We start from the raw sequence: 15,042 nt of genomic DNA on the forward strand, positions 1-15,042 counted from the left end.
AAGCCCCCGTTTCGCCTCGTAAAAGTTATACAATATCTATACAAACAGTATATACATCTCTTCCCTAAAAGACTAATTATTTAACCTCTTTATTATGGTTGTTTTTTATTCGACGATGCGGTGAATCCAAGCGGTGTTTTCAGAGAATCACTTCTCAGATTCATTATGTGGGAAGGATGGTTTGGTTGTGGAGTTATTTGGATGCTTGGAATGAAGCTTCGTTTGGTTATTCGCCGCCCTGCTTTGGGTTGGCCTTTAGCCGTAAGCCAGGAAGAGCACCTGTCTTACGGCGTCGGCTCACCCTGGGCGTTTGGCGGCTGAGTGATTTCATTGAGTCGGGTGTGTTGAATTAGATCCGCTTCTTTACTGAGTTGCCGGCTAGTGGGGGAATCGCTTCGCGGGTGATGGTGTCTTGTAATGTATATTTAAAGCGGAAAGATATCTGGATAGTGAATGGCCTGAACGATAGTGTGAGATTTCTTTTCAGATGCCTTCCTGTGAAAAACGCCACAAAAAAACCCGGCTGAAGGATCAGCCGGGTTTTGCTTATTTTAGAATTTTAACTTTTACGTTCTTGCGTCCCCATTTAAGCGCTTGGCTTTGAGTTGGGATGAAGACGTCGATTTTCTTGCCTTTGATTGCGCCGCCTGTGTCCCCGGCGATTGCGTTGCCGTAGCCTTCCACCCATACTTTAGAACCGAGCGGGATGACTTTCGGGTCGACCGCGATGACTTTAAGTCCTGGATTCTTTTTCAGGTTAATACCGGTTCTCGTGATTCCCGAGCATCCTTTGCAAGAAGCCGTATAAGCTGTCGCTGACACAGTGAATTCTTTCACTACTGTACCTTTGCTGGAAGATGGCGTTGACGGTTTAGAAATAGTTTGTGCTGTTGTCTTTTTCAATTTTAATTTTTGCTTTGGATAAATCAAGTTGGATTTCAATCCGTTCCAGGATTTCAGGTTATTAACAGAGACTTTCGTTTGTTGGGAAATTTTATAAAGCGTATCACCGCTTTTAACTGTATAAACATTCGATGCTGCAGAAGTCGTAAGTGAAGTGCTGAGTAATAAAAGCAATGCCATTCCTAAAGCCGCCAATAATTTTTTCAAGTTTCTATCCCCTTTGTGTATCGGATAATTGCGCCTTGCGTAAATCGGTTGAAAGCTTTTCAGTAAAAATAAAATAGCACGGCAAGGTTACAATCATGTGACAGCATTAGGCATATTTGATTACAATTGCACTTTTTTTCATGACAAAAGAACCTTCACCATTAATATTCTCCGCTCAACTATAGAAAAAAGGCCCTCTCCAAAGCTTTCAAAGCTTGGAAAAGGCCTAAGATTATTTTTTTGCTTTATGGACTTTCAAGGTTTTGCCTTTGACGGTTTTGTCTTTCATCGCCTTCAAGACATTCAGCCCTTTGCCGTTCAAAATATCGATGTACGTGACCGTGTCTTGGATTTTGATGATGCCGATATCTTCCGCCGTGATGCCGGGTATACTGGTCAGCGTCCCGACAAAATCGACAGCGCGGAGCTTTTTCTTTTTGCCTCCGTTGAAATATAGCTTCATGATGTCTTGGTTGAGCGCAGCCGCTTTGTGTTTTTTCGGCTTCTGGCGGCTCTCGATCTTGTCTTCAAATGCCGGTTTCGCCAAGGCGACCTGCTCTCTCGACGGCCGTTCAGTACGCGTAATCTCAAACCCTAAATAGTCTTCCGTTTCTTTCAGGAACTTGTCTTCGAACGGTGTGACGAACGAAATCGCCTTGCCGCTCTTGCCAGCACGCCCTGTGCGTCCTGCGCGGTGGACATAGCTTTCCTTCTCGAGCGGAAAATCATAATTGATGACATGGGTGATGCCGTCGATATCAATTCCACGTGCCGCGACATCCGTCGCGACCAAATAGCGGAACTCGCCGCGGCGGAAATCATCCATGACGCCGAAACGGTCTTCCTGGGTCATGCCCCCGTGCAATTGATCGCTTGTGTAGAACAGGCGTTCAAGCCCTTCGGAGACCGCATCGACCTGGTCTTTCGTACGGCAGAAAATGATGCAGCTATCCGGGTTCTCCACTACGGTCACGTCGCGCAACAACTGGAATTTGTCTTGTTCTTTCACGATGACAAGTGAATGCTCGATACGTTCTTCCAAAGTATCGGCTGCTTGAATTCCGATATAGCGCGGAGAGCGCATGAAATCACGCTGCAGTTTTTCCAGATGCTGCGGAAATGTCGCCGAAAACAGCATCGTCGTCCGTTCTTTCGGAAGCTGCTTGATGATCGATTCGACTTGTTCGATGAAGCCCATATTGAGCATCTCATCTGCCTCATCGAGAACCAGATACTCGATTTTCTCGAGCTTTAAGGTGCCTTTTTCGATATGGTCGAGCACGCGCCCCGGCGTTCCAACGACGATATGGCATTTCTGTTTTAATTCTTCTTTTTGGTACGCAAAAGGATGCTTGCCGTAGATCGCGGCCGCTTTGATGCGCTTGAAGCGGCCGATATGGGTGATGTCTTCTTTCACTTGGTCGGCAAGTTCACGTGTTGGTGTCAACACCAGCGCCTGCGGCTTGTTTTCTTCCCAATCGACAAGTTCGCACAGCGGAATGCCAAATGCGGCTGTCTTCCCGCTGCCGGTTTGCGATTTGACGGTCAAATCGTTTTTTTCGAGAGCGGCCGGGATGACTTGCTGCTGTACCTCGGTAGGTTCTTGGTAGCCAAGGCCTTCCAGCGCTTTTACAATCGGCTCGCTGATGCCGTACTCTTTAAATTGGTTCGTGTTCATAAGTTCTCCTTCTCCGTTCATCTGTCTTATCTCTTCATTATGGCACGGATCGGGCAGTTTTGCAGTTAAGCGATTATTGGCATTATTGGTCCAGCAAGCTCACGGAGACTTTCACATCAAGCGACTGGCTACCGCCTCTATAGACGCCCTGAACCGGACTGACATCGTTATAATCGCGGCCGACGCCGACGCGGATATGGTTTTCCAGCGCTTCGACATTATTGGTCGGATCGAGCCCAACCCAGCCGATGCCCGGCACCATGAATTCCACCCACGCATGGCTGGCTGCATCGCCGACAAGTGCCGAATCTTCCCCTACGTATAAATAACCGCTGACATAGCGCGCCGGAATATTCTTGCTGCGCAAGATGCCGAGCATGACGTGCGTAATGTCCTGGCAAACGCCCTTTTTCAAACCGAAAGATTCGCTCGCTTTGGTCGTAACCGTGGTTGACTCGCCGTCATATGTGAAATGATCAAAGACATATTCGGTCACATCGATTGCGTATTGCACCGGGTTGGTCATCGCCCCAAGCTCGCGGTCGACCAGTTCCATCTGCTCCGGGGTGATGTAGGTATACGCCGTATTGCTCAAATAAGCCATATAATGCTCGGTGAATAATTGAGAATGGAAAATAACATTCATTTCCGGCGAATAATCGATGCGGTGAATGAACGGGCTTTTCTGGATGCTGACGATGGATGTCGATTTTACTTCCAGGTGCTGGTGATGTTCAGCAATGAAAAACGTCTCGACGTTATTGCCGAAAATATCAACATGTTCTTTCGTCAATGTCGCCGGCGTAATATCCGCACGGTAAGACAGAAGGCGCTGGCATTCATCCGTTCTTGGTTTCAAGCGGATGGTGTTCATGCTTTGGTCAACGATTGTTTCGTAATCAAAAATATTGGTATGCTCGATTTTGTATTTCATAGAAGTTATTCCTTTCATATCCATCCCTTGGGATTGGAACGCCATCGCCGTTTCCGCTTCGGGATCGGTCAAATAATAAGTGCTGGAGAAAACCCGGCTGATTTCGTTGCAGCCGTCTTGGAAACGGTTCAAAAAATGCATCAACTCATCCGAATCCAATGATTCGATATCCGTTTCGCTGAAGGAAGTCCGGACTTCATCGAGTTTGGCATATAACTCCCATGAATAATGAGATACTTTTCCTTCTTCAAGTTCTTCAACTGCGGCCCGTACATGGTCAAGGCAATAACGAATCGACCTCGGGAAGGTTTTATCCGAGATCAAAAAACTCAATACTTTCTTCGGCTCCATGCGCGGTGGATTGCTCTTCAAGTACGCGTTGTATCCGTTCGTCATCCTGAGAGCTGCCAGCCAGAAATAATAATCATCCGTCTTTTCTTTTCTGACGCGTTCACGCGTCCGCTCGCAGACGACATTCAAAATGCGTGCCGTCTTTTCCGCCCGCTCGAGCCATTTGGCGATTTTAATCATTTGATACGCCACACCCCTGGACATCGAGGACTCGACAATTCCCTGGGAAATAAGCGAAGTCGTTTTGATGTTTTCAAGGAATGACCTCATGTCACGGACTGAACTGTTTTTCAAATCCATATCCGCAAGCGCCAAATACGAACGGTTCCAGGTTTCCCAATAATCATCCGGAATATGGTCACGGCTGATGCGGGCATTTTCACGAACAACCATGGAACAACTGGCGACTGAATTGGAATTTTCCTGCGCCATCGCCAAATATTGCACCAGCTCCGATTCTTCATACGTCGGATTGGCCTTGATCCGGCGCATCGTTTCCGTCGAATCACAGATCTCAAAAATCAGCCGCCAATCCGAATCACGTACCAGCTCTTCATCGGCCGCTTCAATCATCTGCAGCAATTGCACGTCGAGGATGCGCGCATTGTTCTCCGCCCGCTCGACATTCCGGGACATCCAATACAATGAATTTGCAACACGGCTTAACATTTACGCATCCTCCCCTTCTTCTTTCTTTTTAAACACCCACGTGTCTTTTCCGCCGCCGCCCTGTGAAGAGTTGACAACAAGCGATCCTTCTTTCAGCGCGACACGGGATAATCCGCCAGGCAGGACATGAGTCTTTTCGCCCCTCATGACGAATACCCTCAAATCCACGTGACAAGGGTAGAACTTGTCTCCTTGGTAAGCAGGTGCGCGGGACAGCTTGATCGTCGGCTGCGCTATATATTGATGAGGCGTTTCGATAATTTTCTCCCTGAACTTTTCGATCAGCTCCTTCGAGGCGTGCGGGCCGACGAGCATGTCGTAACCACCGGATGCCCCTACGTTTTTAACGACGAGCTCTTCAAGATGCTCGAGTACCCATTCCCGATCTTCAGGCTTATCAAGCAAATACGTTTTCACATTGTCGATGACCGGTTCTTCGTCCAAATAATAGCGGATCATCTCCGGCACATACGCATAGATCGCCTTATCATCCGCGACGCCGTTGCCGACCGCATTCAAAATCGCGACATTGCCCTTTTGATAAGCTTCCATCACGCCCCGTACCCCGAGCGCAGAATCGGAACGGAATGCTTCCGGATCCAAAAAATCGTCGTCGATGCGGCGGTAGATGATATCGACGCGCTTCAGCCCACGAATTGATTTCATGTAGACGATGTTATTGCGAACGACCAGATCGCGGCCTTCGACTAAATCCATGCCCATTTGCTGGGCCAGGAAAACGTGGTCGTAATAAGCCGAATTATACATGCCGGGAGTCAATAGCACCGCAAACGGTTTGTCTTTTCTCCCTTTTGGGGCATGGTCCAAAATCGAATCGTGCAGGAAGCTCATTTGATGCTCGAGGGTCATCACCGAATGATTGACGAAAAACTCAGGGTACACTTGCCGCATAACGTAACGGTTCTGGTATACATAAGACAATCCGGACGGGTTGCGCAAATTATCTTCAAGTACGTGGTATTTGCCGTTTTCATCCCGTATTAAGTCGATTCCCGCCAAGAAGATGTGGTTGCTGAGCGGTATGTCGACATCTTTCATCTGCTTCTCATAATAATAGGGATTATCTTCAACTAGCTGACGCGGCACAATTCCCGCTTCAATAATCTTTTGATCATGGTAGACATCATCCAAAAAACGGTTCAGCGCTTCTGCACGCTGTGTCATTCCTTTTTCTACGACTTCCCATTCTTCCGGCGGGATAATGATCGGCACAAAGTCGAACGGCATTGTCCGTTCAGTTCCTACATTATTATGGTAGACAGTGAAAGTGATTCCTTGGCGGAGAAACGACAACTGTGCCGTTTCATGCTTTTCTTTTAATTCATCTTCTGAAAATCGCTTGATCACTTCATGGAAAGTCTTGTAGTGGGCTTTCGGTTTTCCATCGGGCATAAACATCTCATCAAAAAATGGACTGGTTTTATAGTCGTTAAACACGTGGCCAAACCCCCTCTGTTAGAATACCGCCAGTAACTTCCGCTGATTTTTAAAAGATATGAATTTTCTGTCTACTGGAGGGAAAGAAAAAGCCATGCCCATGCTCGGCATAGCTGTTCTTTGTTCTATTATAACCGAAGTTATTTTTTTGTTGTGTCATCGCTTGAAGATTTGTCAGAAGATGGACCAGTTTCCGGATTCTTTTTCAATGAATCCGTATAGTCGGTGCTACCGCCGAATTGGCCGCCGCTCGGTTTGTCGGACTCTGTAGAGGACCCAGTAGACGAGGACGAGCCGTTGTTCGACGAAGATGTCGTTTTACCTGTTGCAGAATCCGAGCCTTTTGTTTCGCCGACTTCATCTTGGACAGTCTTATTCGCTTGGTCGAGCGCGTCTTTTTCCTTATCCATCATTTGCTGTTGCTTCTCGATGGTCGTCTTGACTGTATCGACTGCTTTGTTAATATGAGGCTTCACTTTGTCGACCATGCCTCCCGATTGTTCGTTGAAGCGGTCCAAATTCTTTTTGATGTTTTCTTTCATATCGTTTGTATTCGTCGAAGAGCTACCGGTATTTTGCGTGTTGCCAGTTTCCGATTTTTTCTGTGTCATTGCTGCCCCGATTGCTGCTCCTACACCAAGCAATACAAGTTTGCTGAAAAATCCACCTGATTTTCTTGCCATTTTATGACCTCCTCCTCAAATTTTATAAATCTTAGTGTAGTAAGTATAGACGGAATTGCCTATTTTCAAACATCACCTCCTTAAAAAGGAAAAGGACACTCTTGTGGAAGAGTGTCCTTTACGGTGTATCTGTTAATTTTCCTTCTTCTAACAATACTTGCTTAAACGCTTTTACGACTTCCTCATCATATTGGATACCGATCAACCGCTCGATTTCGTTCATCGCGTATCCGGCCGTGAACGCAGAACGGTAAGCGCGGTCTTCTGTCATCGCATCAAAAGTATCGCAGACGCCAATTATTTTCGCCTCGATTAGGATTTCATTGCCTTTCAAGCCGAATGGATATCCTCGCCCGTTCACCCGTTCATGATGCTGCTCGACAATATCGGCAATATCTTTATAAGGGGTGTCGCGAATCATATCCGCGCCGTCCCCTGGGTGTTTTTTCACCAGGTCAAACTCTTCGTCCGTCAATTTGGAAGGCTTTTTCAATACTTCCTCAGGAATATTGATTTTGCCGATATCGTGAAGGATGGAAGCCAGGAATAAAGATTCCATATGTTCTCTCGTTAACTTTAATTTAGCAGCAGTTTTAACAGCATAATTGGCTACTCGGGCACTATGGTTGAACGTATAACGGTCCTTTTGCTCAACTCTTTCGCCAATTTTTCTTAACTCTTCGATGATTTTGCTTAAATAATGAAAGACAGGAGCAGTTGATACGGAAAAAAGTGTCACTGTTTCTATAACCCTGAAAGAAACAGGTACTTCCAATTCGTTACATGAAAAGAAGCCATCCTTGCTTAAAGTAATGATATTCCCTTCAACTTCCGCCTGAATCTCTCCTTCTAATATGTAATAGAATTCATGAGCATTGGCAACTTCACTTGGAAAAAGGATAAAGCTATTATCTTTTAGAATTGTTTGTTTTAGAAGTTCCAGACCTCCCCCTCTTCCCAATAAAGACAGAGTGGTTGTATCATTTTCAATTTTTTCCAGATATTTTCCCTTTAATATATCCAAGCCTCTCACAAATTCACTTCCCTTATATAAAAAAAATGAGAGCAAAGTTTCCTCTACCCTCATACTACTCTTTTTATTAATTATCTACAATATGCTTACCAGGAAACTACTACAATTGGGTCGATTTTAGCAGTTTTGTCTGCGAAATCTTCCTCAACCAAAACAATATCAGCTACGATTCCTGATTCAGTAGCATCTTTAATTCCTTCTAATGTAATTTCTTCAGCTTTTTTCTGCAAAGCTTTAATCAATTGCGCGATTTCTTCTTCGTAATTAGCTGTAAGTTCGGCTTGTTTCGCTTCATCTTCTTCAGAAGCCAATTGATTGATATATTCCTCGTGCAACTCAGCGGCTTTTTCTTGGTTTTTCACGATTTCCGCTTCAATTTTTGCATTTACGCTGTTGATGTCTTTGATAGCTGCCTGCACTTCCGCACTCATGCCTTCCTCAATTTCATAGTACGGAACTTCCGATACTACGAGCAACTCTTCTGCAAAAGCTCCTGTACCTAAAGATAAAATCATTAAAAATGAAAAAGCGACAGCTGCAATACTTTTCTTAAACATTACATTTCCTCCTGACATTTAGTTAAATTCGTAGGTTATGAATCCTTACTGTGACTATATGCAAGGTTAACAATAGTCCTACACTGACTAGTATATATAAACCAGGACTTTGGCACAATACGAATGTAAAAATTAACAAAAAATAAATATTTGTATTTTCTGAAAAAATATTGAATGTCTTCTTTTCTTTCGTAAAAAAAGAGTCCGCCACTATAAAGTGCGAACTCTTTCTCATTGACATTCAGTTAAGGCAATACAGTGCTGCCCATTAAATAACGGTCGCATTCCCGTGCAGCTTCACGGCCTTCGTTGATCGCCCAGACGATCAAGCTCTGGCCTCTGCGCATATCACCTGCCGCAAAGATGCCTTCGACATTCGTGCGGTAATCGCCGTATTCGGCTTTGACGCGTGAATTGGCATGCGTTTCCACATTCAATTGGTCGATCAGCAGCTGTTCAGGGCCGCTGAATCCGATAGCAATCAAGATCAGATCCGCTTTCCAAACTTTTTCCGTGCCCGGAATTTCTTCGCGGATGCGGTTGCCTTGCTCATCGATTTTCAGTTTGACGTTGACGGTATGGACTTCTTTGACGTGGCCCTTTTCATCGCCGACGAATTTCTTCGTCATGACCGCGTAGGCACGCGGGTCATCGCCGAAAGTCGCTGCGGCTTCTTTATGGCCGTATTCTATGCGGTGCACTTTCGGATACTGTGGCCAAGGGTTGCCTTTTTCGTCACGGATCGCGCCTTTTTGATCGTAGACATCGAATTGCACAAGGCTCTCGCAGCCATGGCGTACAGAAGTCGCGAGACAGTCTGTCCCCGTGTCCCCGCCGCCGATGACGATGACGTTTTTTCCTTTTGCCGAAATATAATTGCCGTCTTCCAAATCAGAATCGAGCAAGCTTTTCGTGCTGGCATGGAGGAAATCCATTGCGAAATGAACACCTTCTAAGTCACGCCCTTCGACATCGATGTTGCGGTGCACAGTCGCACCAGTCGCCATAATGACCGAATCGAAATCATCGCGCAATTTTGTTGCAGGATAGTTTTTGCCGACTTCGACATTCGTCACGAAGGTGATGCCTTCCTGCTCAAGGATTTTGACGCGGCGCATGACCATATCATAAGGCAATTTCATTTCAGGGATGCCGTACGTCAGCAGGCCGCCGATGCGGTCGCTTTTTTCGAACACCGTCACGGTATGGCCCGCTTTGTTCAATTGAGCTGCCGATGCAAGCCCGGCAGGACCCGATCCGACAACAGCTACTTTTTTACCGGTGCGGTGTTTTGGCGGTTCTGGAACGACCCAGCCTTCCGCAAATCCGCGTTCGATGATTGAGCGTTCGACCGTACGGATGGCGACAGGCGGTTCATTGATGCCGAGAACACAAGCCCCTTCACACGGAGCCGGACAAGCGACGCCCGTGAATTCAGGGAAATTATTCTTCAAATGTTCACGGTGAAGCGCTTCTTTCCACTGGCCGCGATAGACAAGATCATTCCACTCCGGAATCAGGTGATTGACCGGGCAGCCGGTCGTGCCGTTGTCGAGATCCATGCCGGTCTGGCAGGTCGGGACGCCGCAATCCATGCAGCGCGCCCCTTGCTTTTGTACTTCCTGTTCAGATAGCGGAATCGTATAATCTTTCCAGTCTTTTGTCCGCTGTGCCGGGTCGCGTTCTTTTACAGTCTGACGGTCGTATTCCATAAATCCGGTTATCTTCCCCATAGTTTCCCTCCAGTTCGCATATTTTCCAAGCTTTTCTCTATGAAAGGCAGCTATTGCCGACGCTGTTACTTGCCGGCCGAAGCCATTTTGCTTTCTTCGAATGCGGCCATTTCAGCATCGAATTTCTCCATGCCGCTATCTTGCAGCTTGCTGATGCGTTCGTTGATCTTCAAATAGGCTTTCGGAATGACGCGGACGAATTTGGCCGAAAGGATCTCCCAATGATCCAATACGCGTTTGCCGTTGAGGCTCGCTGTGTAGCGGACATGGTTTTCGACCATCTCTTTCAGTTCCGCAATTTCCTCAGGGTCTGCGAGCGGCTGCATATGCACCATTTCAGGGTTGCAGCGTGCGCTGAATGTTTCATCTTCATCAAGGACATAGGCGACACCGCCTGACATGCCGGCTGCGAAGTTCTTGCCGGTATCTCCGAGAATGACGACGCGCCCGCCGGTCATGTATTCACAGCCATGGTCGCCGACGCCTTCGACGACGATCTTGGCCCCTGAGTTGCGGACGGCGAAACGCTCGCCGGCCATGCCGTGGATATACGCTTCCCCAGCTGAAGCACCATAGAACGATACGTTGCCGATGATGATGTTCTTCTCAGGAAGGAATGTCGAATCCGCTGCCGGCTTGACGATGATCTTGCCGCCGGATAAGCCTTTTCCGACAAAGTCATTGGAGTCTCCGATCAAATTGAGCGTCATACCTTTCGGAATGAAAGCACCGAAACTTTGCCCAGCTGAACCTTGGAAGTTTAACGTAATGGTATCTTCCGGCAAGCCTTCTGCACCGTATTTGCGGGAGATGGCGCTGCCGATGATCGTGCCGGTCGCACGGTGAATATTGCGGATTGCTGTTGATACTTCAACCCGTTCGCCATTTTCGATTGCATTGCTGCAGCGCGGGAGAAGCTCCTGCACGTCAAGCGTATGCTTCAAACCATGGTCTTGCTTGATCGTCGCATAGCGGCCGACTTTTTCCGGCAGGTCCGGCTGATAAAGAAGCTGTGTTAAATCCAGCCCTTCCGCTTTCCAATGCTTGATCGCTTTATTCGTTTCGAGCACATCGGTACGGCCGATCATTTCGTTAATTGTGCGGAATCCGAGCTCCGCCATCAATTCGCGTGCTTCCATGGCGATAAAGCGCATAAAGTTTGCCACATGATCCGCTTCGCCGGTATATTTTTTGCGCAGTTCCGGGTTTTGCGTCGCAATCCCGACTGGGCATGTATCCAAATGGCAGACGCGCATCATGACGCATCCAAGTACGACGAGCGGTGCTGTCGAGAAGCCATATTCTTCTGCCCCCAGAAGCGCCGCAGTGACGACATCGCGGCCGGTCATCATTTTGCCGTCTGTTTCGACGACAATGCGGTCACGCAAGCCGTTCAACAGAAGCGTCTGATGCGTTTCTGCAAGGCCGATTTCCCATGGCAAGCCGGTATGCTTTAAGCTCGTTTTCGACGCAGCGCCTGTGCCGCCGTCGTAGCCGCTGATCAACACAAGATCTGCACGGCCTTTGGCAACGCCTGCTGCAATGGTGCCGACACCGACTGCAGATACCAACTTCACGCTGATGCGCGCATGCGGATTGGCATTTTTCAAGTTAAAGATCAATTCCGCCAAATCTTCGATCGAATAGATGTCGTGATGAGGCGGCGGTGAAATCAATTCAACGCCAGTCGTCGAACCGCGCACTTCCGCAATCCACGGATATACTTTCTTGCCTGGCAAATGCCCGCCTTCTCCAGGTTTCGCCCCTTGTGCGACTTTGATCTGGATTTCGTCAGCATTGACTAAATAATGGCTTGTGACGCCAAAGCGGCCTGAAGCAACTTGCTTGATGGCGCTTCTGCGGCTGTCGCCGTTATCATCCGGGATAAAGCGTGACACTTCTTCGCCGCCTTCTCCCGAGTTGCTGCGCCCCCCGATTTTATTCATGGCGATCGCTAATGCTTCGTGGGCCTCTTTACTGATCGAGCCGTAGGACATCGCGCCGGTTTTAAAGCGTGCGCAAATCTCTTCGACCGTTTCGACTTCTTCGATCGGAATCGGGGTGCGGTCTTTGAATTTCAATAAACCGCGCAATGATTGAAGATTGGCTTTTTCATCCGTCAACAGTTTCGAATACTTGCGGAAGGTATCGTAATTATTCGTCCGGCACGCTTGTTGAAGCGTGTGGATCGTCATTGGGTTGTATTGATGGTCTTCGCCGTTTTCACGGTACTGATACTCATCGCCGGATTCGAGCGCCGGGTTCGCCCCTTCGCGGTCGGGATAAGCGGACGCGTGGCGCAGCAGAACTTCTTTGGCGATGATATCGAGCCCAATGCCTCCAAGGCGCGAAGAGGTGCGCGTGAAATATTTATCGATAACATCCATATGAATCCCGATTGCTTCGAAAATTTGCGCCCCTCGGTAACTTTGAATGGTTGAAATGCCCATTTTAGACAATATTTTTATAATTCCATCCGTTACGGCTTGCACATAGCTCGCTTCGGCTTGTTCGGCGTTCATGCCGTGGATATCGTCTTTCGCCACCAAGTCTTCAATCGATTCGAATGCCAAATAGGGATTGATCCCTTCCGCACCATAGCCGATCAACATCGCGAAATGATGGACTTCGCGCGGTTCCGCAGACTCCAGGAGAATGCTCATGCGCGTCCGCGTGCCTTGTCGGATTAAATGGTGATGAAGCCCGGATACTGCGAGCAGTGCAGGAATCGCCGCGTGCGTGCTGTCGACGCCGCGGTCAGACAAAATGACTAGCGTTGCGCCTTTTTCGATGGCCTCGTCCGCTTCAGCAAATAATGCTTCCAAGCGCGCTTCCATCGCTTCTGCGCCGCCATCCGCTTCAAATAGAATCGGCAAGGTGACGGCCTTGAACTCCGGCAAGTTCTGCTGGCGCAGCCTTTCAAGCTCTGCATTCAGCAACACCGGTGTTTCAAGGCGGATATGGCGTGCGCTTTCCGGTTTCGGATCCACCAGATTGCCTTCTGCCCCGATGGTCGTTCGGGCTGCTGTAATGATTTGCTCGCGGATGGCGTCAATCGGCGGGTTGGTAACTTGTGCAAACAATTGCTTGAAATAGTTATATAAAAGCTGTGGTTTTTTCGACAATACCGCAAGCGGTGAGTCGTATCCCATCGAACCGACCGGATCTTTTCCGTCGGACGCCAGCGGTTTGATGATTTTCTGGACTTCTTCTTGCGTATAGCCAAATGCCAGCTGCTGCTTCAATAAGCCTTCACTGTTTGGATGCACCACTTCTTTCGGTTCCGGTAAATCCTCCAAGTCGAATAAATTGTTTTCGACCCAGTCTTTATACGGAAGCTCTGATGCAATTTGCGTTTTGATTTCATCATCCGGAATGATCTTACCGGCTTCAAGGTCGACCAATAGCATCTTCCCTGGGCGCAGGCGGTCTTTATAGATGATGTCATCCGAAAAGATATCGAGCGCCCCGACTTCAGAGCCGAGGACGATCATGCCGCTTTTCGTAATATAATAGCGCGCTGGGCGCAATCCATTGCGGTCGAGGCAGGCTGCGATCTGGCGTCCATCCGTGAACACGAGCGCCGCCGGGCCATCCCATGGCTCCATGAGCGTGCTGTGGTATTCGTAGAAATCGCGCTTTTTCTTATCGATCGATTTGTCGTTGACCCATGGCTCCGGCACCATCATCATCGCCGTATGAGCAAGCGAGCGGCCTGATAGGTGAAGGAACTCAAAGCAATTGTCAAACATCGACGAATCGCTTCCTGTCTCATCAATGACCGGCAGGACTTTTTGCAAATCTTGGTCATTGAAATAAGGAGAGTTGCAAGCGAGCTGGCGGGCTCTCATCCAATTGACGTTTCCGCGAAGCGTATTGAATTCGCCGTTATGGATGGAGTAGCGGTTCGGGTGGGAACGCTGCCAGCTCGGGAAGGTATTCGTACTGAACCGTGAGTGGACGAGTGCCAACGCCGATTTGAATTCGGGATGGTTGAGGTCAATGTAGAATGAGTCCAATTGTTCCGGAATGAGCATGCCTTTATAGACGATCGTTCCGGCAGACAAGCTGCTGAAATAGACGTCTTTAAATTCTTCTACACCGCCCATTTCCTGTTCAATGCGTTTGCGGATAATATACAAACGGCGCTCCAAATCCATGCGCGTTTCAAGCTCCGCTGATGCACCAATAAAGATTTGGCGAATGACCGGTTTGGTTTTCGCCGCGACATTACCGACAAACGAATCGTTGACCGGCACAGGGCGCCAGCCGAGTGATTCCTGGCCTTCTTCTTCGACAATGCGCTGGATGATGTCTTTTGCTTTCATGCGGAGATCATAATCCTGTGGCATGAAAATCATGCCGATGCCGTATTTTCCTTCATCCGGAAGAACGATTCCTTCTTTTTCACATTGCTTCAGGAAAAAGCGGTGTGGAATCTGCGTCAAAATGCCGGCGCCGTCCCCCGTGCTCGTATCAGATGATTGGCCGCCGCGGTGCTCCAAGTTACAGAGGATGTTCACTGCGTTCTGGACAATGCTATGAGATTTTCTGCCGTCTATATTAGCGATCATCCCAATACCGCAAGCTTCATGTTCCTGGTCGGGATGATACAGTCCTTGTGCGATCGGATACTCTTTCTTGCTCAATTAAACCGCCTCCTTTTACACGCTAATTTGTCATAATATTATGATAGTATATCATATAACTGAATATATATACAATTGCATTTTGTGAAAAATTTATCAAGTGCATGAAGATTCATCGCAAATCCTAGCATTAAAGGTGAAACCGCTTTCAAATGAGGTCTTATAGCGATTCTGCATTATTCGTTAT

The 15,042-nt window shown here is 47.9% G+C and carries 9 protein-coding genes; all 9 read right to left on the minus strand.

Translation table 11 applies throughout. The features are described 5' to 3' along the window. Positions 1–546: 546 nt before the first annotated feature. On the minus strand, positions 547–1,110 hold the full coding sequence (locus G3255_RS15275) for a 3D domain-containing protein (RefSeq protein WP_442757081.1): 564 nt from the start codon (positions 1,108–1,110) through the stop codon (positions 547–549). A 232-nt stretch (positions 1,111–1,342) separates the two neighbouring features. Further along, positions 1,343–2,788, minus strand: coding sequence for a DEAD/DEAH box helicase (locus G3255_RS15280; RefSeq protein WP_211655251.1), 1,446 nt, complete (start codon positions 2,786–2,788; stop codon positions 1,343–1,345). 82 nt (positions 2,789–2,870) lie between these two features. Further along, positions 2,871–4,742: an alpha-E domain-containing protein gene (locus tag G3255_RS15285; protein WP_211655252.1), complete on the minus strand. Its 1,872-nt coding sequence runs from the start codon at positions 4,740–4,742 to the stop codon at positions 2,871–2,873. Continuing rightward, entirely contained in the window at positions 4,743–6,200 is a 1,458-nt protein-coding gene (locus G3255_RS15290) for a circularly permuted type 2 ATP-grasp protein (RefSeq protein ID WP_211655253.1), read from the minus strand. It abuts the gene before it with no gap. A gap of 140 nt (positions 6,201–6,340) precedes the next feature. Further along, a complete protein-coding gene (locus G3255_RS15295) occupies positions 6,341–6,883 on the minus strand; it encodes a hypothetical protein (protein WP_211655254.1) in 543 nt (180 codons plus the stop codon). Positions 6,884–7,001: 118 nt separating this feature from the next. Then, positions 7,002–7,916, minus strand: a complete 915-nt coding sequence (locus tag G3255_RS15300) for an HD-GYP domain-containing protein (protein WP_211655255.1) — start codon at positions 7,914–7,916, stop codon at positions 7,002–7,004. Positions 7,917–8,002: 86 nt separating this feature from the next. After that, complete coding sequence (locus G3255_RS15305) at positions 8,003–8,473, minus strand: hypothetical protein (RefSeq protein WP_211655256.1); 471 nt, start codon at positions 8,471–8,473, stop codon at positions 8,003–8,005. Positions 8,474–8,718: 245 nt separating this feature from the next. Then, a complete protein-coding gene (locus G3255_RS15310; RefSeq protein WP_211655257.1) occupies positions 8,719–10,206 on the minus strand; it encodes a glutamate synthase subunit beta in 1,488 nt (495 codons plus the stop codon). 65 nt (positions 10,207–10,271) lie between these two features. After that, a complete protein-coding gene (gene gltB, locus G3255_RS15315; RefSeq protein ID WP_211655258.1) occupies positions 10,272–14,855 on the minus strand; it encodes a glutamate synthase large subunit in 4,584 nt (1,527 codons plus the stop codon). Positions 14,856–15,042 lie beyond the last annotated feature (187 nt).

It is taken from the genome of Planococcus sp. MSAK28401, from assembly GCF_018283455.1.
Taxonomy (GTDB): domain Bacteria; phylum Bacillota; class Bacilli; order Bacillales_A; family Planococcaceae; genus Planococcus; species Planococcus alpniumensis.

What these genes read in the sequence shown, in the direction of transcription:
- G3255_RS15295 (WP_211655254.1), bottom strand. Translation starts at nt 6,883, where the DNA reads ATGGCAAGAAAATCAGGTGGATTTTTCAGCAAACTTGTATTGCTTGGT.
- G3255_RS15285 (WP_211655252.1), bottom strand. Translation starts at nt 4,742, where the DNA reads ATGTTAAGCCGTGTTGCAAATTCATTGTATTGGATGTCCCGGAATGTC.
- G3255_RS15280 (WP_211655251.1), bottom strand. Translation starts at nt 2,788, where the DNA reads ATGAACACGAACCAATTTAAAGAGTACGGCATCAGCGAGCCGATTGTA.
- G3255_RS15305 (WP_211655256.1), bottom strand. Translation starts at nt 8,473, where the DNA reads ATGTTTAAGAAAAGTATTGCAGCTGTCGCTTTTTCATTTTTAATGATT.
- G3255_RS15310 (WP_211655257.1), bottom strand. Translation starts at nt 10,206, where the DNA reads ATGGGGAAGATAACCGGATTTATGGAATACGACCGTCAGACTGTAAAA.